Source organism: Acinetobacter sp. N1-1 (assembly GCF_056711485.1).
Genome location: NZ_JBWXUO010000012.1, coordinates 858,800 through 883,219 on the forward strand (window position 1 = coordinate 858,800; position 24,420 = coordinate 883,219).

At 39.6% G+C, this 24,420-nt stretch carries 14 protein-coding genes, 6 tRNA genes and 4 rRNA genes; 21 read left to right on the plus strand and 3 right to left on the minus strand.

Features of this window, described 5'->3' with window-relative positions:
• Positions 1–13: 13 nt before the first annotated feature.
• Positions 14–841: a CDP-diacylglycerol--serine O-phosphatidyltransferase gene (gene pssA / locus AC1MPL_RS04360; protein WP_479764511.1), complete on the plus strand. Its 828-nt coding sequence runs from the start codon at positions 14–16 to the stop codon at positions 839–841.
• 96 nt (positions 842–937) lie between these two features.
• Here the strand turns inward: pssA and AC1MPL_RS04365 are convergent, their stop codons facing one another.
• Entirely contained in the window at positions 938–1,123 is a 186-nt protein-coding gene (locus AC1MPL_RS04365) for a transposase (protein WP_479764513.1), read from the minus strand.
• 1,145 nt (positions 1,124–2,268) lie between these two features.
• Between AC1MPL_RS04365 and AC1MPL_RS04370 the strand changes: the two genes are divergently transcribed.
• From AC1MPL_RS04370 to rrf, 5 genes are all read left to right on the plus strand, one after another.
• A 16S ribosomal RNA gene (locus AC1MPL_RS04370) occupies positions 2,269–3,805 on the plus strand.
• 59 nt (positions 3,806–3,864) lie between these two features.
• A tRNA-Ile gene (locus AC1MPL_RS04375) sits at positions 3,865–3,941 on the plus strand.
• Between the two features lie 41 nt (positions 3,942–3,982).
• Positions 3,983–4,058, plus strand: a tRNA-Ala gene (locus tag AC1MPL_RS04380).
• Positions 4,059–4,428: 370 nt separating this feature from the next.
• Positions 4,429–7,321, plus strand: a 23S ribosomal RNA gene (locus AC1MPL_RS04385).
• Between the two features lie 149 nt (positions 7,322–7,470).
• A 5S ribosomal RNA gene (gene rrf, locus AC1MPL_RS04390) occupies positions 7,471–7,585 on the plus strand.
• The 16S, 23S and 5S rRNA genes sit together here with 2 tRNA genes alongside, the layout of an rRNA operon.
• Before the next feature lie 49 nt (positions 7,586–7,634).
• Here the strand turns inward: rrf and AC1MPL_RS04395 are convergent.
• Both AC1MPL_RS04395 and AC1MPL_RS04400 read right to left on the minus strand, forming a co-directional pair.
• A complete protein-coding gene (locus AC1MPL_RS04395) occupies positions 7,635–9,017 on the minus strand; it encodes a dihydrolipoyl dehydrogenase (RefSeq protein WP_479766147.1) in 1,383 nt (460 codons plus the stop codon).
• A gap of 132 nt (positions 9,018–9,149) precedes the next feature.
• Positions 9,150–9,491 carry a protein tyrosine phosphatase family protein gene (locus tag AC1MPL_RS04400; protein WP_237412145.1) on the minus strand — a complete coding sequence of 114 codons (342 nt, stop codon included), beginning with the start codon at positions 9,489–9,491 and terminating at the stop codon, positions 9,150–9,152.
• Between the two features lie 120 nt (positions 9,492–9,611).
• On the opposite strand from AC1MPL_RS04400, the gene trxC reads away from it, so the two are divergent.
• From trxC to AC1MPL_RS04475, 15 genes are all read left to right on the plus strand, one after another.
• On the plus strand, positions 9,612–10,040 hold the full coding sequence (gene trxC / locus AC1MPL_RS04405) for a thioredoxin TrxC (RefSeq protein WP_479764515.1): 429 nt from the start codon (positions 9,612–9,614) through the stop codon (positions 10,038–10,040).
• A 7-nt stretch (positions 10,041–10,047) separates the two neighbouring features.
• Positions 10,048–10,452, plus strand: coding sequence for an acyl-CoA thioesterase (locus tag AC1MPL_RS04410; RefSeq protein ID WP_479764516.1), 405 nt, complete (start codon positions 10,048–10,050; stop codon positions 10,450–10,452).
• 407 nt (positions 10,453–10,859) lie between these two features.
• Positions 10,860–11,657 carry a tryptophan synthase subunit alpha gene (trpA, locus tag AC1MPL_RS04415; RefSeq protein WP_479764518.1) on the plus strand — a complete coding sequence of 266 codons (798 nt, stop codon included), beginning with the start codon at positions 10,860–10,862 and terminating at the stop codon, positions 11,655–11,657.
• A gap of 2 nt (positions 11,658–11,659) precedes the next feature.
• Positions 11,660–12,556, plus strand: coding sequence for an acetyl-CoA carboxylase, carboxyltransferase subunit beta (accD, locus tag AC1MPL_RS04420; RefSeq protein WP_479764520.1), 897 nt, complete (start codon positions 11,660–11,662; stop codon positions 12,554–12,556).
• Complete coding sequence (gene folC / locus AC1MPL_RS04425; RefSeq protein ID WP_479764522.1) at positions 12,553–13,833, plus strand: bifunctional tetrahydrofolate synthase/dihydrofolate synthase; 1,281 nt, start codon at positions 12,553–12,555, stop codon at positions 13,831–13,833. The genes accD and folC overlap by 4 nt, the downstream gene beginning before the upstream one ends.
• On the plus strand, positions 13,824–14,927 hold the full coding sequence (locus tag AC1MPL_RS04430) for an SPOR domain-containing protein (RefSeq protein ID WP_479764523.1): 1,104 nt from the start codon (positions 13,824–13,826) through the stop codon (positions 14,925–14,927). The genes folC and AC1MPL_RS04430 overlap by 10 nt, the downstream gene beginning before the upstream one ends.
• Positions 14,928–15,572: 645 nt before the next feature.
• Complete coding sequence (gene secA / locus AC1MPL_RS04435) at positions 15,573–18,287, plus strand: preprotein translocase subunit SecA (protein ID WP_479764525.1); 2,715 nt, start codon at positions 15,573–15,575, stop codon at positions 18,285–18,287.
• A 121-nt stretch (positions 18,288–18,408) separates the two neighbouring features.
• Positions 18,409–18,759, plus strand: coding sequence for a hypothetical protein (locus tag AC1MPL_RS04440; protein ID WP_479764527.1), 351 nt, complete (start codon positions 18,409–18,411; stop codon positions 18,757–18,759).
• A 139-nt stretch (positions 18,760–18,898) separates the two neighbouring features.
• A complete protein-coding gene (gene argJ / locus AC1MPL_RS04445; RefSeq protein ID WP_479764529.1) occupies positions 18,899–20,113 on the plus strand; it encodes a bifunctional glutamate N-acetyltransferase/amino-acid acetyltransferase ArgJ in 1,215 nt (404 codons plus the stop codon).
• Positions 20,114–20,347: 234 nt separating this feature from the next.
• Positions 20,348–20,424 (plus strand) — tRNA-Pro (locus tag AC1MPL_RS04450).
• Positions 20,425–20,467: 43 nt separating this feature from the next.
• Positions 20,468–20,544 (plus strand) — tRNA-Arg (locus tag AC1MPL_RS04455).
• A 31-nt stretch (positions 20,545–20,575) separates the two neighbouring features.
• A tRNA-His gene (locus tag AC1MPL_RS04460) sits at positions 20,576–20,651 on the plus strand.
• Positions 20,652–20,656: 5 nt separating this feature from the next.
• Positions 20,657–20,733 (plus strand) — tRNA-Pro (locus AC1MPL_RS04465).
• 943 nt (positions 20,734–21,676) lie between these two features.
• Complete coding sequence (locus tag AC1MPL_RS04470; protein WP_479764531.1) at positions 21,677–21,874, plus strand: transposase; 198 nt, start codon at positions 21,677–21,679, stop codon at positions 21,872–21,874.
• A 968-nt stretch (positions 21,875–22,842) separates the two neighbouring features.
• Positions 22,843–24,379, plus strand: a 16S ribosomal RNA gene (locus AC1MPL_RS04475).
• The last annotated feature ends 41 nt before the right edge of the window (positions 24,380–24,420 follow it).

Sequence of the window (24,420 nt, forward strand, 5' to 3'; positions counted from 1 at the left end):
AGGAACAAAATATATGACCAAGACACCAAAGCGCAATGGCGAATATTCAGATGATGCTCATGATGGATTAACATTTGAGGTGATTGAAGAAGAAGACACAAATGAAGGACAACGTGTAAAAAAGCGTGGTATTTATTTGTGGCCAAACTTAATTACGACAGCCGCTTTACTGTCAGGTTTTTATTCCATTGTTGCGAGTATGGATGGACATTATATACAAGCAATTTATGCCATATTTCTAGCTGCATTGCTTGATGGTCTGGATGGCCGTGTTGCACGTGCAATTGGTGCACAAAGTCCTTTTGGTGAGCAGTTAGATTCATTGTCTGACTTAATTGCTTTTGGTATCTCACCAGCCATATTAATGTACAGTTGGAGTGTACATGGTTTGGGACGTATAGGTCTTGCATGCTGTTTTGTATATGCTGCATGTGCAGCATTCCGATTAGCACGATTTAATGTTCAAATTGGTAGTGTAGATAAAAGATACTTTATTGGTATAGCAAGTCCACTTGCTGCCATATTGGTAGTTTGCCTTGTATGGGTAAGTAGAGATTATTCAGCTATCTTTCAAGTCAAAGATCGAGCAGTGCAAATAGGTTATGCCATATTTATGGTTGTGACAGGTCTACTCATGATTTCAAATATGAAATACTACTCATTTAAGCAGATGGATAAAAATAGGGTTCCTTTTATTGTTATGCTTCCTGTGGTACTTATTCTTGCAGCAATGACTTATAACATTCCAGTGGGTATACTTATTGTCTCTATATTATATGTACTGTCTGGGTTTATAACCACCTTCTTTGCAAGTAAAGAAGATGATTCTGATGAACAGTAGTAAGTAGTAGCGCAAGGGGGTATGAGTAGGCTATACCCCCAAAGTTTTTTAAAATATTAACTAACCTTAGTTTAATGTAAGTAATTTACATTTGAATCATTCGTTGAGACTTACTTGAACACAGGTAATATGCAAAATACTAGCCCTCATATTCACCATAAAGTTGAACATGGAGTGATATCTTGAATGTTCAATGTGGTGTAAGTTTTTAAGTTTATCATTCACCGCTTCAATCAGTTCAAGCTTTGAAAGTAGTGCTTTACTACTACCACCAGTAGTCAAAATCTTATGTTATTTCATATTTCGACGTTTTGGAGTGATTAGTCTGAGGCTAATCTCAATCTTTTCTTTACTTCAGTAGCCCTTGTCACTAAGTAATATTCCCTTAATTTCACGTATTAATTACTCTATGATGGTTATATTATGCACGTTTTCTGAAGTCAGCGTTAGATTGAGGTAACCTAAATAATTGATAATTATATTTAAACTTAATCTATAAAACTTTTCCTCTTTCTACTAAACCTTTAAAAACAAGAGTTTAGATTCTTAAACTGTGACAAATCGTTATCTTTGTCCAATCAATGGTGCTAATCCCTGTATTTTGGCCATTAACTTAATGAAAGAGAGTCATCATTTATAAATAACTTTATATAATTCCACGTAGCTGATAGTTAGGGAAATACTTTTTTCTAAAAGGGAGTAGACTATATGGCAATAAAAGTCTTTGAAGAAGCGAAAGCCAAATTTATTAAATAAGGTAATGATCATTATGGCTTTAGATAGACTTAATTTTGATTTCCATTGACCTATTTTTTTACATCGAACTCAGGCTTTAATTAACTAAAAAGATATTTTGAGTAGGTGGTTGGCTATATTGATAGCTATTTTTCGTTTTAAATTAAAGTGAACTAAATAATTAAAACCTTCCTATTTTGCTGTAAAAGCATTCAAATTGATTAGAAATCCACGCATTTCGTCTATCTTTTGTTCTGTTGATAAATAAATATGAAATAAAATGGATTTAGGGGTTGCGTTTGGGAAGTATTGGTCTATAATGCGTATCCATCGGCGGTGATGTTGAGAGAAACTTCTTAATAAACAATAACTTAGTTGATTGGTTTGAGATTTAGTTCTTAGATTGATTGAAGTTTAGTTTGATTAAGTAGTTTAAAAAAACTTTCAGATTACAGTTGACTTTCTTTTAAAAGAGAGTAATATAGCCGACCTAGCTTGCTGATGACGAATCAGTGATGCGAATCATTAATAGAATTGAAGAACAACTTGTGTGGATTTTTACTGAGTGATCACTGAATATATTTAAGATTCATTGATCAAAAGTAGAAATTTACTCGAAGATTTATTTGAGAGCGAATATTTTTGCTAGTGATTAATGAGCCAGATTGATTCCCTTAAGGAATTAATGATTTTAACTGAAGAGTTTGATCATGGCTCAGATTGAACGCTGGCGGCAGGCTTAACACATGCAAGTCGAGCGGGGGAAGGTAGCTTGCTACTGGACCTAGCGGCGGACGGGTGAGTAATACTTAGGAATCTGCCTATTAGTGGGGGACAACGTTCCGAAAGGAGCGCTAATACCGCATACGCCCTACGGGGGAAAGCAGGGGATCTTCGGACCTTGCGCTAATAGATGAGCCTAAGTCGGATTAGCTAGTTGGTAGGGTAAAGGCCTACCAAGGCGACGATCTGTAGCGGGTTTGAGAGGATGATCCGCCACACTGGGACTGAGACACGGCCCAGACTCCTACGGGAGGCAGCAGTGGGGAATATTGGACAATGGGCGCAAGCCTGATCCAGCCATGCCGCGTGTGTGAAGAAGGCCTTATGGTTGTAAAGCACTTTAAGCGAGGAGGAGGCTTACCTAGTTAATACCTAGGATAAGTGGACGTTACTCGCAGAATAAGCACCGGCTAACTCTGTGCCAGCAGCCGCGGTAATACAGAGGGTGCAAGCGTTAATCGGAATTACTGGGCGTAAAGCGCGCGTAGGTGGCCATTTAAGTCAAATGTGAAATCCCCGAGCTTAACTTGGGAATTGCATTCGATACTGGGTGGCTAGAGTATAGGAGAGGAAGGTAGAATTCCAGGTGTAGCGGTGAAATGCGTAGAGATCTGGAGGAATACCGATGGCGAAGGCAGCCTTCTGGCCTAATACTGACACTGAGGTGCGAAAGCATGGGGAGCAAACAGGATTAGATACCCTGGTAGTCCATGCCGTAAACGATGTCTACTAGCCGTTGGGTCCTTTGAGGACTTAGTGGCGCAGCTAACGCGATAAGTAGACCGCCTGGGGAGTACGGTCGCAAGACTAAAACTCAAATGAATTGACGGGGGCCCGCACAAGCGGTGGAGCATGTGGTTTAATTCGATGCAACGCGAAGAACCTTACCTGGCCTTGACATACTAAGAACTTTCTAGAGATAGATTGGTGCCTTCGGGAACTTAGATACAGGTGCTGCATGGCTGTCGTCAGCTCGTGTCGTGAGATGTTGGGTTAAGTCCCGCAACGAGCGCAACCCTTTTCCTTACTTGCCAGCATTTCGGATGGGAACTTTAAGGATACTGCCAGTGACAAACTGGAGGAAGGCGGGGACGACGTCAAGTCATCATGGCCCTTACGGCCAGGGCTACACACGTGCTACAATGGTCGGTACAGAGGGTTGCTACACAGCGATGTGATGCTAATCTCAAAAAGCCGATCGTAGTCCGGATTGGAGTCTGCAACTCGACTCCATGAAGTCGGAATCGCTAGTAATCGCGGATCAGAATGCCGCGGTGAATACGTTCCCGGGCCTTGTACACACCGCCCGTCACACCATGGGAGTTTGTTGCACCAGAAGTAGATAGTCTAACCCTCGGGAGGACGTTTACCACGGTGTGGCCAATGACTGGGGTGAAGTCGTAACAAGGTAGCCGTAGGGGAACCTGCGGCTGGATCACCTCCTTAACGAAAAGGTGAGACTTGGTAAGAATCCACAACAAGTTGTTCTTCGGTATATTATCTGAGGGTCTGTAGCTCAGTTGGTTAGAGCACACGCTTGATAAGCGTGGGGTCACAAGTTCAAGTCTTGTCAGACCCACCAAAGACTAGAAGATAATGTACAATTCGAAATGATTTTAAGCTGGGGACTTAGCTTAGTTGGTAGAGCGCCTGCTTTGCACGCAGGAGGTCAGGAGTTCGACTCTCCTAGTCTCCACCATGATTTTAATCAGATTGATATTTCAATTTAATTAAAGTTAAGCTAATAAATAAGCAAACAGCTTATTTGCTTATAGAGCTTAATAGAAAGATTGTATATAATATGCGACCTTGATATTAACCTCTGTGAGTAATCACAGTACATGACCTGACGAAGGCATGTTAAATCATTAACAGATTATTCAATTTGAGTCTGAAATAAAATTGTTCACTCATACATTTTGAAGCGTTTTAATTGAAATTTTAACTAATTTAGATTGAGACAAATTGAAATGAGATGAGAACTAGCAAATTAACTGAATCAAGCGTTTTGGTATGAGATTGAAGCTGTACACCTTGAAGTTCGCGTAAGCGACTGTTTGGGGTTGTATAGTCAAGTAATTAAGTGCATGTGGTGGATGCCTTGGCAGTCAGAGGCGATGAAAGACGTAATAGCCTGCGATAAGCTCCGGGGAGGCGGCAAATATCCTATGATCCGGAGATTTCTGAATGGGGGAACCCACTTACCATAAGGTAGGTATCAATAACTGAATACATAGGTTGTTGAGGCGAACGAGGGGAAGTGAAACATCTCAGTACCCTTAGGAAAAGAAATCAATTGAGATTCCGTCAGTAGCGGCGAGCGAACGCGGATCAGCCCATTAAGTTATCTAAGTTTTAGTGGAACACTCTGGGAAGTGTGACTATAAAGGGTGATAGTCCCGTACACGAAAGGGCTTAGATAATGATATCGAGTAGGGCGAGGCACGTGAAACCTTGTCTGAATATGGGGGGACCATCCTCCAAGGCTAAATACTCCTGACTGACCGATAGTGAACCAGTACCGTGAGGGAAAGGCGAAAAGAACCCCTGTGAGGGGAGTGAAATAGATCCTGAAACCGCATGCATACAAGCAGTGGGAGCATACTTTGTTATGTGACTGCGTACCTTTTGTATAATGGGTCAGCGACTTATATTCAGTAGCGAGGTTAACCGTATAGGGGAGCCGTAGAGAAATCGAGTCTTAATAGGGCGTTTAGTTGCTGGGTATAGACCCGAAACCAGGCGATCTATCCATGAGCAGGTTGAAGGTTGGGTAACACTAACTGGAGGACCGAACCCACTGTCGTTGAAAAGCCAGGGGATGACTTGTGGATAGGGGTGAAAGGCTAATCAAGCCTGGTGATAGCTGGTTCTCCCCGAAAGCTATTTAGGTAGCGCCTCGGACGAATACCATAGGGGGTAGAGCACTGTTTCGGCTAGGGGGTCATCCCGACTTACCAAACCGATGCAAACTCCGAATACCTATGAGTACTATCCGGGAGACAGACTGCGGGTGCTAACGTCCGTAGTCAAGAGGAAAACAATCCAGACCGCCAGCTAAGGCCCCAAAATCATAGTTAAGTGGGAAACGATGTGGGAAGGCATAGACAGCTAGGAGGTTGGCTTAGAAGCAGCCACCCTTTAAAGAAAGCGTAATAGCTCACTAGTCGAGTCGGCCTGCGCGGAAGATGTAACGGGGCTAAAACTATGTGCCGAAGCTGCGGATTTACGCATTAGCGTAAGTGGTAGGGGAGCGTTCTGTAAGCCGATGAAGGTGTGTTGAGAAGCATGCTGGAGGTATCAGAAGTGCGAATGCTGACGTGAGTAACGATAAAACGGGTGAAAAACCCGTTCGCCGAAAGACCAAGGGTTCCAGTCCAACGTTAATCGGGGCTGGGTGAGTCGACCCCTAAGGCGAGGCCGAAAGGCGTAGTCGATGGGAAAATGGTTAATATTCCATTACTTCTGTGTAATGCGATGAGAGGACGGAGAAGGTTAAGTCAGCCTGGCGTTGGTTGTCCAGGTGAAAGACAGTAGGCATGCATCTTAGGCAAATCCGGGGTGCTCTATGCTGAGAGTCGATAGCAAGTAGGTTTACCTACGAAGTGGCTGATACCATACTTCCAAGAAAAGTCTCTAAGCTTCAGTTACACAGGAATCGTACCCGAAACCGACACAGGTGGTCAGGTCGAGTAGACCAAGGCGCTTGAGAGAACTCTGCTGAAGGAACTAGGCAAAATGGTACCGTAACTTCGGGAGAAGGTACGCTGCTGATGGTGATGGAACTTGCTTCCTGAGCTGTCGGCAGCCTCAGAAACCAGGCCGCTGCAACTGTTTATTAAAAACATAGCACTCTGCAAACACGAAAGTGGACGTATAGGGTGTGATGCCTGCCCGGTGCTGGAAGGTTAATTGATGGGGTTAGCGTAAGCGAAGCTCTTGATCGAAGCCCCAGTAAACGGCGGCCGTAACTATAACGGTCCTAAGGTAGCGAAATTCCTTGTCGGGTAAGTTCCGACCTGCACGAATGGCATAATGATGGCGGCGCTGTCTCCAGCAGAGGCTCAGTGAAATCGAAATCGCGGTGAAGATGCCGTGTACCCGTGGCTAGACGGAAAGACCCCGTGAACCTTTACTGCAGCTTGACATTGAACTTTGACCTTACTTGTGTAGGATAGGTGGGAGGCTTTGAAGTAGTAACGCCAGTTACTATGGAGCCATCCTTGAAATACCACCCTGGTAATGTTGAGGTTCTAACTCTGACCCATAATCTGGGTCGAGGACCATGTCTGGTGGGTAGTTTGACTGGGGCGGTCTCCTCCTAAAGAGTAACGGAGGAGTACGAAGGTGCGCTCAGCGTGGTCGGAAATCACGCGTAGAGTATAAAGGCAAAAGCGCGCTTAACTGCGAGACCAACAAGTCGAGCAGGTACGAAAGTAGGTCTTAGTGATCCGGTGGTTCTGTATGGAAGGGCCATCGCTCAACGGATAAAAGGTACTCTGGGGATAACAGGCTGATACCGCCCAAGAGTTCATATCGACGGCGGTGTTTGGCACCTCGATGTCGGCTCATCTCATCCTGGGGCTGAAGCAGGTCCCAAGGGTATGGCTGTTCGCCATTTAAAGAGGTACGCGAGCTGGGTTTAGAACGTCGTGAGACAGTTCGGTCCCTATCTACCATGGGCGTTGGAAATTTGAGAGGATCTGCTCCTAGTACGAGAGGACCAGAGTGGACGAACCTCTGGTGTACCGGTTGTGACGCCAGTCGCATCGCCGGGTAGCTATGTTCGGAAGGGATAACCGCTGAAAGCATCTAAGCGGGAAGCCTACCTCAAGATTAGATTTCCCTGTGATTTTATGTCACCTAAAGAGCCGTTCAAGACTAGGACGTTGATAGGTTGGATGTGGAAGTGTAGTGATACATGAAGCTGACCAATACTAATTGCTCGTGAGGCTTGACTATACAACACCCAAACAGTTGTATTTCTCTTCAAATAGCTTGATTTAGTAATAAACCTAGTTACAATACAGACCAATTGAATAACCTGTTAAGCCAAATTTGGTTGAACATAGGCAATAATATAAGACCTAACCGTTCTCCATAACAGTTATGCTGGCGACAATAGCGAGAGTGAACCACCTGATCCCTTCCCGAACTCAGAAGTGAAACCTCTTAGCGCTGATGGTAGTGTGGGGTTACCCATGTGAGAGTAAGTCATCGCCAGCATCTAATTCTAAAGCCTCCCATTAGGGAGGCTTTTTTTTATGTGTGGAATTTATTTTTTATGTAATTGGTACATGACATCTCTTAAAGCTGTCCGAAGTCCCTCTTCAAGCGTGGGGTGGTAAAAAGGCCTGCTAAGAAGTTGCTCTAAAGTTATATTTTCTGCCAGACTCCATGCTAAAAGGTGGGCCAGATGCTCGCCTTGAGTCACATATATTTCTGAGCCAAGAAGTTTATGTGTTTCATTATCAATATAAATTTCGATGCCACCAATGTTTTTCCCAAGTACTGTTGCTCTTCCTTGATTCTTATATGAGGCAAAACCGACCGTAAATTCTTGTTTAGCTTCTTTGAGTTGTTGGTATGATTGTCCAACTACTGCAATTTCTGGAGATGAAAACACAATAGAAAGAGGAGGGTAGTCTTTTTTAGCAGTAATGCTTGGGTAGCTTAAGCAATTTTTTACAGCTACTTTTCCTTCATAGCTTGCTTCGTGCTGAACTGGTGTGTTTGTATATGCATCGCCAATAACAAAAATAGGTAAATTAGCGAGCTGTTTTGTATCTTTAGCAATGGGTAGATTTTCAATTTTTTGAAAGTTTGGATCAATATTGTTTAACTGCAATGTTTCTAATAAAGATGTTCTACCTGTAGCATTCAGTATATAGTCAACACATAAATTTTGTTCCTTATTGAAATTATCTAAATAACTTATCGAAATCTGGTTGTTTGTCTTTTTTAGTGTTGGTGTTGTCTCAAAAAAAACATTTAATTTTTCACTAAGTTCCTCTTGAATGAGCATTTGTATTTTGGGACTTGTTGCGATCGCAATATGCTTACTTCTCGTAAAAATATGAACTTTTACATCTAAGTTATAAAGTGCTTGTGCAAGTTCAGTTGCAATAGCGCCACTACCTATAATAGCGATTGATTTAGGCAAAGATGAGAGCTCAAAAATAGTGTCGGAAGTAAGTAACAAATCTCCAAGATCATCTTCCCATGCTTTATTTTCTCTTGGCGTAGATCCTACAGCAATAATAAATGACTTGGATGTATATTGTTTGCCACCTACTTTGATCGTTGTTGCATTAATAAAAGATGCTTTACCGTTAATCTTATGGCTTTTTTCCCATGAGTTAACATCTTTCATAACTGATGCTGTAAATTGATCGCGATATTTTCTGACACGTTGCATAACTTTTGACGTATCTATATAAATACTCGATTGAATACCTACTTTATCTAAAGTTTTAGCATTATGAAGTTGATTCGCACTAGAAATAAGGAGTTTACTAGGCATGCATCCAACACGTGCACATGTTGTATCCCATGGCCCTTGGTTAATAATTAGAATATTATTTGTATGCTTGATTGCTTCTTTATATGCACTTATTCCAGCTGTGCCTGCACCTATAATTATAATGTCGTAGACCATCATTCTTATTCATTTATATATTGATGGTTAAAATATAGCTAATTATATTGTTTATTTCTTTAAATGTTGCATTTCTTTACATAGGTGATTGCTATGCCATTTAAGTCATGACATAGCTTGAATGTTAGTTAGTTATTCTTCATCGTCTAGTAAGTCCATTTGTTTTGCAATTTGATATAGGCTATTTGCCCGATTTCCTGTACGGCAAAACATTAAAATAGGTTTTGGTAATTCATTGTAATGGTTAGCAAACTCACGAACATCTAATTCAGTGATTTGACCTGAAACAATAGGTTGATAAACATAGTCTAAACCTACATTACGAGCAGCATCTTCAATTTGTGCACTCGTTGGTTGGTCAGAACCACCCTCAAGATCTGGTCTATTGTTAATGACAGATTTAAAGCCTTTATCAACAACCTGTTGAACATGTTCAGGTCCAATTTGCCCTGCAAAACTTACTGGATTACTCATTGTATTCTCCATAATATAGTTAAGATCTTTGTTATCTTTATATCATATCTTATGACGGAATGTTTACAGCTCAAAGGAATCACTTCAAAATGAAAGTATATATAAAACTAGGTTGAAAATATGATTCTTGTTTGCTCAAAATGTAGTGCAAAAAATAGAGTGCCTGAAAATAAATTGACTGAAAAGCCACAGTGTGGTCAGTGTCATGCATCTCTAGTACCAGATGAACCTATTATTCTAAATGAACAAAATTTTAGTGCGTTTGTTCAGTATCATGATCTACCGATTGTTATTGATTTATGGGCAGACTGGTGTGGACCATGTAAGATGATGGCTCCTCATTTTTCACAAGTTGCAGAGCAATATCATCATGTTTTATTTGCTAAGATAGACACAGAGAAAAATCCTAAACTTACTCAAGCATTTAATATTCGAAGTTTACCTACAGTGGTTTTAATGAATAAAACAACCGAAATTGCGAGAGTAAGTGGTGCATTAAGAGCACCTCAGTTAAAACAATGGGTTGATGAAAATTTACTAAAAATATGAGGTGAATATGCAACAGCAAGTTAATAAACCCGATGGAACATTATCGCTACAGACAATAGCTATGCCTGCAGATACCAATTGGAGTGGGGATGTTTTTGGTGGATGGATTGTTTCACAAATGGATTTAGCAGGTGCAATTCATGCTGAAAGGTTTAGTAAGGGGCGGTGTGCAACAATAGCAATTAATCAAATGTCTTTTCTTGTACCAGTTAAAGTAGGTGATGTAATTAGTTGTTATACGAAGATTCTTAAAGTTGGTAATACATCAATACAAATACAAATTGAGGTGTGGAATAGTCATGATGAATCTCGTCCTGCAAGGCAAGTTACAGCAGGATTATTCACGTTTGTTGCGGTAGATTTAGAAGGAAAAAAGAGAGTAATTTCTGAGTCGGTTAAAGCATCATTCTAGGCTGCATATAAAGATCAGTGAAATACCTGATCTTTCATATAATGTCTCGATTTTATATTTTTGATAATAAATAGTTTATTCTAGCTTTAAGTAAGGTTGTATTTTGCTATTTTCATGATGATTATAGTATTTTCATAACATACTGTTATAAAAACAAAAAAAATAAAAATATGGTGTGTGCGTATAGTGCTATTAGCGAATAAATGAATAAAAAAAGATATCTTTGATCATTGAGAAAAAGTTATAAATATTGATTAATGTAGCACGAAAAAGATATTCAATATTATTGAATACGGTGAGTATATTTTTGATGTTGTGCAATGCGTAAAAAATAGCGTTACAATGAATTGCTTGTGTGGTTTTATATATAAAATCACTCTATTTTATCATGCAAGGAAGAAAGACTTATGAATCGTTTAGCTAAACGTTTTGAACAGCTTAAATCGCAGCAACGTAAAGCACTCATTTCATATGTGATGGCTGGCGATCCACATCCCGAAGTAACAGTGCCATTACTGCATAGTATGGTAGATGCAGGTGTGGATGTTGTTGAGCTAGGTCTCCCTTTCTCAGATCCGATGGCTGATGGCCCTGTAATTGCACTTGCTGCCGAGAGAGCTTTAGCTGGTGGGACAAATACACTGAATGTACTTGATATGGTGAAAGAATTCCGTAAAAAAGATACACAGACACCTGTGGTCTTGATGGGATATTTAAACCCTGTTGAAGTTATCGGTTATGAAAAATTTGTTGCACAGGCACATGCAAGTGGTGTTGATGGTGTTTTACTTGTCGATTTACCACCTGAAGAAGCCCATGATTTTAATCAAGTTCTCAGTCGCTATGATTTAAATCAGATTTTTTTACTTGCACCAACGTCTAAAGATGATCGTATTCAACATGTAATTAAACAAGCAAGCGGCTTTATTTATTATGTGTCTTTAAAAGGTGTAACTGGTGCAGCTACATTGAATGTAAGTGAAGCAGCAGAGCGCATCGCAAAAATTAAGCAGAGCACAGATGTTCCTGTAGGTGTGGGTTTTGGTATCAATGATGCAACATCAGCAAAAGCGATGGCTGCTGTTGCCGATGCTGTCATTGTTGGCAGTGCATTGGTAAAACCATTTGCAACTTTACCTGTGGAACAAGCTGCGGAACAAACAGTGAGTAAAATCAAGGAGCTTCGAGCAGCGCTCGATAACTAAATATGAGTCAAGACGTTAAACCTGCTAAAGTATTAAGTCCTGTAACGCCATGGACAGATCGTCCAGTGCCAGGCATTCATGTACCTGATGCTCAGGAAACATTAAAATCTAGTTTTACCGAACCTACGGTTGAGTGTCCTGAATGTCATGCGTTAACGACACGTACTGCAATGTCATTTAATGCGTATGTTTGCCCACAATGTGATGAGCATTTGCGTATGAAAGCACGTGAGCGCTTAAATTGGTTTTTTGACCAAGTTGAAGGTGAGCTAGGTCAACAATTCGTTGCGAAAGATCCTTTAAAATTTGTTGATAGTAAACCATATACACAGCGTATGGCTGAAGCACAAAAGAAAACAAACGAAACTGAAGCATTGGTTGTACTACAAGGTTTACTTAAAGGTTTACCTGTCACAGCTTGTGCATTTGAGTTTGATTTCATGGGCGGCTCTATGGGTACAGTTGTTGGAGACCGATTTGTAGAGGCTGCCGAAAGTGCAATTGCAAAGAAACAACCATTGGTTTGTTTTGCTGCATCAGGTGGCGCGCGTATGCAAGAAGGAATGCTATCGCTGATGCAAATGGCAAGAACATCTGCTGCAATTGAAAAACTTAAAGCAGCTCGCTTACCTTATATTGTTGTCTTAACACATCCTGTGTATGGTGGTGTAACAGCTTCATTGGCAATGTTAGGTGATGTTCATTTGGCAGAACCTAAGGCAATGATTGGGTTTGCTGGTAAACGTGTTATTGAGCAAACTGTTCGTGAAAAATTAGATGAACCGTTCCAACGCGCTGAGTATTTGCTTGATCATGGTGTCATCGATCAAATTGTTCATCGTCATTCATTACGTGATACTGTATATAGAATTATAAGTAAACTGATGAATGTAAATTGAATATAACTGCACCTTTAAAAACAGATGATTTAATGACATGGCTCAACTATTGGGGCCGTGTCCATGTTACAGGGATTGATCTCGGTTTAGAACGAGTTCTCCCTGTGGCTGAAAAGCTACAAGTTTTAACACCTAAAGCAAAAATAATTACTGTTGCTGGAACTAATGGAAAAGGTTCTACAACCACAACGATTTCATCTATTTTACACGAAGCAGGACATCGTGTTGGTTTGTATCAGTCCCCTCATATCTATCATTTTAATGAGCGTGTTAAAATTTCAGGTGAGGAATCAACTGATTTAGAACTTGTTGAAGCATTTGTTAAAGTAGATCAAGCACGCCGTGATTGTGGTTTAAGTCTTTCTTTTTTTGAAGCAACGACATTGGCTGCATTTCTAATTTTTGCGCAAAGGAAATGTGATGTATGGGTACTTGAAGTTGGATTAGGTGGACGTTTAGATGTTGTGAATATCATAGATCCTGATCTTGCAGTTATTACTAATATTGGTCTTGATCATATAGACTGGTTAGGTGATACCATTGAAAAAATAGCATTTGAAAAAGCAGGTATTATTCGTCCAAATATTCCAGTTGTATTTTCAGGAAAGCAAGATTTACCAAAAGCAATTATACAAAAGGCAGAAAAAGAAAATGCCATATTACATGTTTTAAATCGAGATTATTTTTATCAAGAAAACCTAGATGACTGGGTATTTTCAAGTTCTGGTGTAACTTTAACATTACCTAAGGGTAACTTAGCAATAGAAAATATTTCAACGGCTGTTGCTGCTGTGGCATTAAGTGGACTTAAAGTTTCTGATGCTGCAATAGAAGTCGGTATAGCACATGCAAAAATAGCAGGGCGTTTTGAGTTAAGAAAAATTAAAAATAAAATGGTGGTTTTTGATGCAGGTCACAATCCACATGGTGTAGATTTTTTGTTAAATCAATTGCATAAATTCCAACAATGCAATACACAGTACACCGATGTAGTGACAGTTTTCTCGATGCTCGCAGATAAAGATATTGAAACTGTGACAACACTGTTGAAACCTGTGGTAAGTTCGTGGAAAATTGCAGCATTAGATGCACCACGAGCTGCAAAGCTTGAGAATATTTATAATGCAATAAAAGATGAAGACGTCCAACAATTTAAAACAATTGCAGATGCGTTTCAATCTGCATTAAATAATGCTCAAGATCATCAAATAATTTTAGTTTGTGGTTCGTTTCATACATTAGAAGCGGTTTGGGAGTATATTGAGTCATGTCCATGAATAACAAACAGCGCTGGATGGGCGGTGTTGTTTTATTAGGTGGTGGCGTTCTACTAGGCGCTTTACTATTAAAAGGTGCCAATGAGTTAAAAGGGAATAAACCCGATGTTCAAACTCAACCCAATACACAACAAGTAAAGCAGTCGACTTCATCTCAGCCTAAAATGGGGGAGATGCAGTCTTTGCAGCCGGTCACTGTAGATGTTGAAACAGAAAAAAGGTTGCTTGAAGAACAAAAAAGAGCACGCGAACGAGCAGTTGCAGAGCAAGAAGCCAAAACACAACAATATTTGATTCAGCAACAGCAAGCAGAGGCGGCCGCAGCGAAAAAAGCAGCTGAAGAGTATGCTGAAATTAATGCACGCCGTATTAAAGAGCAGGAAAGTGCAGATATTCCGCCAGAGGTTGCTAATACTGCTGCTAAAGGTGCAAGTGATGTTGCTTCAGCAGATACAGTAGAACAGAAACGTCAAGCGGCATTACTCGCTGCAAAGAAAAAAGCAGATGCAGATGTTAAACGTCAAGCAGAGGCTGCTGAAAGAAAACAGGCAGCAGCAGACCTTGCTGAAAAGCGTACAAATGATTTAGAAGCAAAGCGTCAGGCAGAAGCAAAGAAAAAGGCAGAGCTAGATAAAAAACAGCATGAAGAGCATTTGGCAGCGAAAAAGAAAGCTGAGCAAGAGCAGAAACAGCATCATGCTGAAGAGCTAAAGAAAAAGGCTGATAGTGATGCAAAGCATAAAGTAGATCAGGAGTCTAAGAAGTCTGAAACAGCACGTGCACGTAAAATTATGGATAGCGACGATGACGATGATGAGGACAGTAAGAAAACACAGCAGCAAGCACATAAAAAGTGGATGGTACAGGTTGCACTTGCAGCAAACCAAGCGAATGCAGATGCTATCGTGTCAAAATTGCGTGCGAAAGGTTATAAAATTACTGCTAGCCCAACCTCAAAAGGTATTCGTATTATGGTTGGCCCTGTAAAAGATAGAGATGCTGCAGATACAATGCGTAAAAAGGTTCAGGGTGATTCAAGCTTAGGTATGCATAATGCTTGGGTAATTGAATGGGTACCTTTAGATCAACGTTAATACATTAAAGCCTACTTTAGAGTAGGCTTTTTTATTTTTAATTACTTTTTATCTGGTTGGGGTGTTGTACGCAAATAAGGTTTAATGACTGTATAACCTTGAGGGAGTTTGGCTTGAAGTTCACTCTCATCTTTAATTGAAGGAAGAGTGGCAATATCATCGCTTTACCTATATTAAGTTGAGTAAAGTTTTTTTATCTACCCAAATAGAAAAATCGATAATTGTCTTAACTAATGTATTAGTTGTTCATTTATAGCTAAGTTTTGTGGCAAAAAAGGCATGTAATAGGCTTTGGTGTAAAAAGAGTCTTCTCCACAGTAATGTTATAGTTCTTCATAAATATTAATATCTAAATAAAGTTGGGTATTAATGTATCTAAGCGTAAGATCAGTTTATTACTCTTAAATACGATAAAAAATTTGTTCAAATTTAGAAATACTCATACCTTAAACTATTATCTTCATACCTTGCATTTTTATAAATTAATATGGCTTTTTCTATGAAATATTAATGAATGATGACAGCATAGGTAAAAAAAGTAAGAGTTTTTGTTCAAAAAACTTGTACTTCAAAAATCTAGCACCATAATAACTACTAATTAAAACTTATTTCATTTTTGACTAGCAAAAATTAGAGAGCTTATTCATGTTGGGAAGTCTGATCGGAGGCATCTTCGGTACTAAAAATGAGCGTGAGCTCAAACGCATGCGTAAAATTGTAGATAAAATAAATGCGCTTGAACCGACGATATCTGCGCTTAGCGATACAGAGCTATCTGCAAAGACTCAAGAATTTAAAGAAAGATACCAGTCAGGGACAAGCTTGGATGCACTACTTCCTGAAGCTTTTGCTGTTTGTCGCGAAGCAGGTAAACGTATCATGGGCATGCGCCACTATGATGTGCAACTTATTGGTGGTATTACCTTACATGAAGGAAAAATTGCTGAGATGCGTACTGGTGAGGGTAAAACGCTCATGGGTACGTTGGCATGTTATTTAAATGCACTAAGTGGGGAAGGCGTACATGTTATTACCGTTAACGACTATCTTGCACAACGTGATGCCGAACTAAACCGTCCACTATTTGAGTTTTTAGACTTAACAGTGGGAACAATTTACTCAATGCAAGCGCCAGATGAAAAGGCACAAGCATATAAAGCAGATATTACCTACGGAACAAACAATGAGTTTGGCTTCGATTATCTTAGAGATAATATGGTTTTCTCACTTGCAGAGAAGAAACAGCGTGGTCTGTCGTATGCCATTATCGATGAAGTCGATTCGATCTTAATTGATGAAGCACGAACACCATTAATTATTTCAGGGCAGAGTGAGGATTCCTCTCAGCTTTATGCTGCTATCAATGCAATTGCACCAAAATTACACCCACAAAAAGAAGAAAAAGTGGCTGATGGCGGTCATTTTTGGATTGATGAGAAGCAACGCTCTGTTGAAATGACAGAAGTTGGTTATGAAAAGGTAGAAAAAGAGTTAATTGCGTTAGGTCTATTAGAAGAAGGTGATAGCCTTTATTCTGCAACTAACTTAAACCTCGTTCATCATGTATCTGCAGCTATTCGTGCACATTTTCTTTTCCAAAGAGATGTACATTATATTATTCATGATGGTGAAGTGGTTATTGTCGATGAGCATACAGGGCGTACTATGCCTGGTCGCCGTTGGTCTGAAGGGTTACACCAAGCAGTCGAAGCAAAAGAAAACCTAGAAATTCAGCCTGAAAACCAAACACTTGCAACAACAACATTCCAAAACTATTTCCGTCTGTATAAAAAATTATCTGGAATGACAGGTACTGCTGATACAGAAGCTTCAGAAATGAAGGAAATTTATGGGTTAGATGTTGTATTGATTCCAACGCATCGTCCAATGATTCGTAAAGATCATAATGACCTTATTTTCTTAAATAGAAATGGAAAATATGATGCGATTGTGGCAGAAATTAAGCGAATTCAAGAGACGCGTGCACCTATTTTAGTAGGTACGGCAACAATTGAAGCCAGTGAAGTGCTTGCACATAAACTTAATCAAGCTGGAATTGCACATGAAGTACTTAATGCAAAACAGCATGAGCGTGAAGCAGATATTATTGCACAAGCAGGTAGTCCAGGTTCGGTAACCATTGCAACCAATATGGCAGGACGCGGTACAGATATTTTGCTTGGTGGTAACTGGAAAGCAAAACTTGCAAAAATTGAAAATCCAACTGAAGCAGATGAGAAGCGCTTAAAAGAAGAGTGGCAACATGATCACGAAGCGGTACTAAACGCAGGTGGATTACATATTATTGGTTCGGAAAGACATGAGTCACGCCGTATTGATAACCAATTACGTGGTCGTGCAGGTCGTCAAGGTGACCCGGGTGTATCACGCTTTTATCTATCTTTAGAAGATGATCTAATGCGTATTTTTGCAGGTGATCGTGTTATTGGCATGATGCGTGCGATGGGGTTAAAAGAAGATGAAGCCATTGAACATAAAATGGTGAGTCGCTCTATTGAAAATGCACAACGTAAAGTTGAGGCACGTAACTTCGATATTCGTAAAAATCTTCTGAAATATGATGATGTAAATAATGAGCAACGTAAGATTATTTACTCTCAACGTGATGAAATTTTAGCTGAGAGTTCTTTACAAGATTATATTGAAGAAATGCATGAAGAAGTGATGCAAGGATTTATTGCAAACTTTATTCCACCAGAATCTATCCATGACCAATGGGATGTCGTTGGGCTAGAAACGGCACTAAAAACAGATCTTGGTATTGAGCTTCCAATTCAGCAATGGCTTGATGATGATCGCCGTTTAGATGAAGAGGGATTAGTTAAACGTATTTCAGATGCTGTACTTACACGCTATCGTGATCGCCGTACTCAAATGGGAGACGAGTCAGCAGCAATGTTAGAGCGTCACTTTACGTTAAATGCACTTGATCGTCATTGGAAAGATCATCTAGCAGCAATGGATTATTTGCGTCAGGGTATTCATTTACGTGGTTATGCACAAAAAAATCCTGAACAAGAGTATAAGAAAGAGGCCTTTAACTTATTTGTGAATATGTTAGGCATCGTAAAAAATGATGTTGTAAATGACCTTTCTACAGTGCATGTACCATCTCCTGAAGAAGTTGCAGCATTAGAAGCGCAACAACATCAGCAAGCAGATACCATGAATTTGTCTTTTGAACATGACAATGTAGATGGTTTAACAGGTACAGTAGTTACAGAAGAAGATGAGCAACAAAATAGTGCTGAACCTGAGGTTATTCCTCCAACAAGTCGTAATGCACCATGCCCATGTGGTTCTGGCTTAAAGTATAAGCAGTGTCACGGAAAAATCTAATCTTTTACAAAAGCAGAACAAGAGTTCTGCTTTTTTTATCAAGTAAACATAGGATAGAAGCTAAATTTACAGTAAAATTTTCTTTAAAGTACGGTAAAAATAGCTAGCTATTGGTAAAATTATGAACAAAATAAAACAAACATTTCTTTTTTCAGTATTTCTTATGCCTGCACTTGTTTATGCATCAGATATAAGTACCGAACCATTTACCACAACAGTAAAAAATGTAAAAGCGGCGCTTGGGCCTCAACAAGCTGAAGTATCTTCAAAAGGTAACTCACTAACGATTATTAGTCCTCGTACAGGCATTAGTTATACATTAGGCAATACAGAAGGTCGTTCTATCATTTTACAAACAGATGCAATTGCTGCGGCAAATAGTACAAATGCAGATCGTATTATTGCTGCCAACCCTGCACTTTCTAAAGAGAGTCAAGATAAGGCTGCAAAAGCACTTGCAGATATGCCATAAAATGTAGAGCAAATACAAAAAAAACCAGTGTTTTTACTGGTTTTTTTGTATTTGCTCTACATATAAAAATAATGACTCGATTTTTAAGAATATATTGAATAAGCTAGAAGTTCTTATTGATAAATAGATGGAATATCCGATGACTGTTGGTGATATCGCAATGCCACAAATGCATGTGGTAAAAGGGGTTAAAATTGGTGTTACAGAAGCATATGTTCGCTATCCCAATCGACGTGATTTGGTTGTTTTTGAATTTACAGAAGGTACAAACGTTGCAGGTATATTTACGCAAAATGCATTTTGTGCAGCGCCTGTTCATGTCAGCAAAAAAAATCTAGAAACGGGTAACATTCGATATCTAGTTATTAATACAGGCAATGCAAATGCGGGTACCGGATCTATAGGTATGGAAAATGCCTTAAAAATGTGTAATGCGGTAGCAGAAAATAGTGGTATTTCATCAAACCAAATTTTACCGTTTTCAACAGGTGTTATTGGTGAGCAGCTTCCTATAGATCGTATTATTCAAGCCGTGCCAAAAGCATTTCCTTGTAATAAAACATGGAGTGAAGCAGCACATGGTATTATGACAACAGATACGGTTGCAAAAGGTGCTTCAGAAATACTTGAATTTGATGGTATTTCCTATGCAATCACAGGTATTAGCAAAGGTGCAGGAATGATTCGCCCTAATATGGCGACAATGCTTAGCTTTGTAACAACAGATATTCCAATTTCTGAAGTACTTGTAAAAAAATTACTCAAAGAGTCGGCTGATCAATCATTTAACCGCATTACTGTAGATGGTGATACCTCTACAAATGATTCATGCATTTTTGCAGCAACAGGACAAGCAGGAGGAGATCCTATTCAAGATGAACAAGACCCTCGTTATGCAGTTGTAAAAGAAACTCTATTTAGAGTAATGAAGCGTCTTGCACAACTGATTGTTAGAGATGGAGAGGGTGCAACAAAGTTTATTACTGTAAAAGTTGAAGGTGGCAAGGATACACAAGAATGCTGTGATGTTGCTTATAGTATTGCACACTCCCCACTTGTGAAGACTGCATTATTTGCATCTGACCCCAATTGGGGACGTATACTCTGTGCTATTGGCTATGCAAATATTAAAGACCTAGATGTTGAAAAAGTTCAAGTATGGTTAGATGAAGTGCAGATTTGCCAAAATGGTGGTGTAGCAAGTTCATACACTGAAGAGGCAGGTGTAAAAGTAATGTCTAAACCTGAAATTATTATTCGTGTTCACTTAGGGCGTGGAGAAGCAAAAGATACCGTATATACCTGCGATTTTTCTTATGATTATGTAAAAATTAATGCAGATTATCGTTCATAGTTATTTCTATGTAAGTAGAACCGACTAAAAGTCTAGGAGGTTCTACTAAATAAATTTAAATAAGTTGTTGAAAATGTATAAAAATAAAGCTTTTTTAGTTAATCTGATGAATAAATAGGCTCTTAATCGTATAAAATCATTTTTTTTAAATATAGGGCTTGACCGAAGACCTCTTCACGCCTAGAATGCACACCGTACCGCACGATGTGCGATACGATAAAAGCTGAGATAAATCGGAGCATAGCACAGCCTGGTAGTGCACCTGGTTTGGGACCAGGGGGTCGTAGGTTCGAATCCTACTGCTCCGACCAATAATCGGCGGAAGTATCGCGTGATATTTTTATCATCGGTCATGCGCCTGTAGCTCAGTTGGATAGAGCATCCGCCTTCTAAGCGGATGGTCACAGGTTCGAATCCTGTCAGGCGCGCCATTGTCTGGTAATGTAGAACTTAAGCACTACGGTGGATGTAGCTCAGTTGGTAGAGCCCCGGATTGTGATTCCGGTTGTCGTGGGTTCGAGCCCCATCATTCACCCCAATTTACGGAGCATAGCACAGCCTGGTAGTGCACCTGGTTTGGGACCAGGGGGTCGTAGGTTCGAATCCTACTGCTCCGACCAATACAAAAAATCCGCTTTAAGCGGCTTTTTTTGCCTAAGATTTGTGAATATTAGTTATTATTTGAATAGCTATCCTATTCTTATAAAAAGTTAGCATTTCTCAACTAAGGATAAGTTACTTTAAGTTAAATCTTAATTGAAATAACAATTATATTTATGGTCTTTAGTTTTTACAAAATATTTAATGATTTTATTATCAGTAATATATTTATTAAATTAAAAGATATAACTATCTCATCTGCTATATTTAAAATGGCTTCTTGAACTCCTATCTTATATTACAGTACTTAAGAAACTACGACATTAAAGTTACTTGTGAATATAAACTTATAGGGTGGATTCTGTCTTATATCAAAGTAATATTTAAAATATATCAAGCTCTATTACAATGAATGAATCTATTATGCGCCCATACTGGGATGAATATTAGGATAATTTATTTTGGGTAACTATAAACTTTCTTAATGATTTTGAATAAGATTAAGTTTATTGGTCTAATTTCTAGGTTCTTTATGATTTTGGTATTATTAACCCGAATCACGGGTAATAATAGTAGTTGAAAAAAAGGAAAGGATCGATTGGAACCATAAATTGAATTACAACACACGATTCTAATTCTTATAACCGATATTACGGCTTTATTTTGTGAAGTTGATCATTTTTTATAAAATTTTAATCTAGATATTGGGGGTAAAATAAATGCTTCAAGCGAATACGATCATCAAAGCTCAGCTTATCTTGAATCGTATTTAACGCAATTTATTATGAAAATCTCAATTAAACAACTTTAAAGCCTCTTTCTTTTCATTAAAAAGTCATCAAAGGTAATACTTTAAGATGCTACCTAGTTATCAAAGATCGATTTATTTGATAATACCCGTCAGCTCGCATTGCATACAGCTCTGATAAGAGATCATCAGTGTCATTATTTATTGATTGAACTGTGCCACCTATATATAAAAACCAAAGAGTTGCGCTCCATAAATCTTTATCAGAAATTGCGACACAAGGTGAAAATTCGATGTGGTGGTTCTTTGGCTATAAATTACATATGGGAATGAATGATGATGGAGATATGCTGAGTACAGCATTATCAAATGGGGATGGGATGTTGTTGATATTGAAATGGTGGGGGAGTTAAAGGTTTTAAGACGACGGTCTATGCAGATCGTGGTTATATCAGCTAAAGTTTAAAAGAAGAATTGAAGTTTTAAATTATTGATTTAATATATAAAAAATATTAAAGTGCAGCTATCTAAGATGGATCAACATCATTGAAAACAATTAAATAAGATTGAATATTTATTCATTTTATTTACAGGAAGATACAATTTAGTGAAGGGATATTTATCTGGAATTTATGCATCTTTATATGCTTATCAGATTTGTCATGTAAATAAGCTGAACATTCAAATCATGAGTGCTTTAGATTATTAGTGAGTCGGGTTAATATTATCCAAATTTTAAAATAAATCATTAATTGTGTATAGAGTTTTGATATCATTTATCCAAGGCTGTTGAATAAGTTTGATAGCTGAATTTATACTTCTAGTTTGATAATTTTTAATTTGTTTAATTAAGATTTATGTTGTCTATAATTAAAACACTCCCATTTTGCTGTAAAAACATTCAAATTGATTAGAAAAACTCATATTTCGTTTAGATTTTATTCTATTGGTAAATAAATATGAAATAAATTGGATTTAGGGGTTGCGTTTGGGAGGTATTGGTCTATAATGCGTATCCATCGGCGGTGATGTTGAGAGAAACTTCTTAATAAACAATAACTTAGTTGATTGGTTTGAGATTTAGTTCTTAGATTGATTGAAGTTTAGTTTGATTAAGTAGTTTAAAAAAACTTTCAGATTACAGTTGACTTTCTTTTAAAAGAGAGTAATATAGCCGACCTAGCTTGCTGATGACGAATCAGTGATGCGAATCATTAATAGAATTGAAGAACAACTTGTGTGGATTTTTACTGAGTGATCACTGAATATATTTAAGATTCATTGATCAAAAGTAGAAATTTACTCGAAGATTTATTTGAGAGCGAATATTTTTGCTAGTGATTAATGAGCCAGATTGATTCCCTTAAGGAATTAATGATTTTAACTGAAGAGTTTGATCATGGCTCAGATTGAACGCTGGCGGCAGGCTTAACACATGCAAGTCGAGCGGGGGAAGGTAGCTTGCTACTGGACCTAGCGGCGGACGGGTGAGTAATACTTAGGAATCTGCCTATTAGTGGGGGACAACGTTCCGAAAGGAGCGCTAATACCGCATACGCCCTACGGGGGAAAGCAGGGGATCTTCGGACCTTGCGCTAATAGATGAGCCTAAGTCGGATTAGCTAGTTGGTAGGGTAAAGGCCTACCAAGGCGACGATCTGTAGCGGGTTTGAGAGGATGATCCGCCACACTGGGACTGAGACACGGCCCAGACTCCTACGGGAGGCAGCAGTGGGGAATATTGGACAATGGGCGCAAGCCTGATCCAGCCATGCCGCGTGTGTGAAGAAGGCCTTATGGTTGTAAAGCACTTTAAGCGAGGAGGAGGCTTACCTAGTTAATACCTAGGATAAGTGGACGTTACTCGCAGAATAAGCACCGGCTAACTCTGTGCCAGCAGCCGCGGTAATACAGAGGGTGCAAGCGTTAATCGGAATTACTGGGCGTAAAGCGCGCGTAGGTGGCCATTTAAGTCAAATGTGAAATCCCCGAGCTTAACTTGGGAATTGCATTCGATACTGGGTGGCTAGAGTATAGGAGAGGAAGGTAGAATTCCAGGTGTAGCGGTGAAATGCGTAGAGATCTGGAGGAATACCGATGGCGAAGGCAGCCTTCTGGCCTAATACTGACACTGAGGTGCGAAAGCATGGGGAGCAAACAGGATTAGATACCCTGGTAGTCCATGCCGTAAACGATGTCTACTAGCCGTTGGGTCCTTTGAGGACTTAGTGGCGCAGCTAACGCGATAAGTAGACCGCCTGGGGAGTACGGTCGCAAGACTAAAACTCAAATGAATTGACGGGGGCCCGCACAAGCGGTGGAGCATGTGGTTTAATTCGATGCAACGCGAAGAACCTTACCTGGCCTTGACATACTAAGAACTTTCTAGAGATAGATTGGTGCCTTCGGGAACTTAGATACAGGTGCTGCATGGCTGTCGTCAGCTCGTGTCGTGAGATGTTGGGTTAAGTCCCGCAACGAGCGCAACCCTTTTCCTTACTTGCCAGCATTTCGGATGGGAACTTTAAGGATACTGCCAGTGACAAACTGGAGGAAGGCGGGGACGACGTCAAGTCATCATGGCCCTTACGGCCAGGGCTACACACGTGCTACAATGGTCGGTACAGAGGGTTGCTACACAGCGATGTGATGCTAATCTCAAAAAGCCGATCGTAGTCCGGATTGGAGTCTGCAACTCGACTCCATGAAGTCGGAATCGCTAGTAATCGCGGATCAGAATGCCGCGGTGAATACGTTCCCGGGCCTTGTACACACCGCCCGTCACACCATGGGAGTTTGTTGCACCAGAAGTAGATAGTCTAACCCTCGGGAGGACGTTTACCACGGTGTGGCCAATGACTGGGGTGAAGTCGTAACAAGGTAGCCGTAGGGGAACCTGCGGCTGGATCACCTCCTTAACGAAAAGGTGAGACTTGGTAAGAATCCACAACAAGTTGTT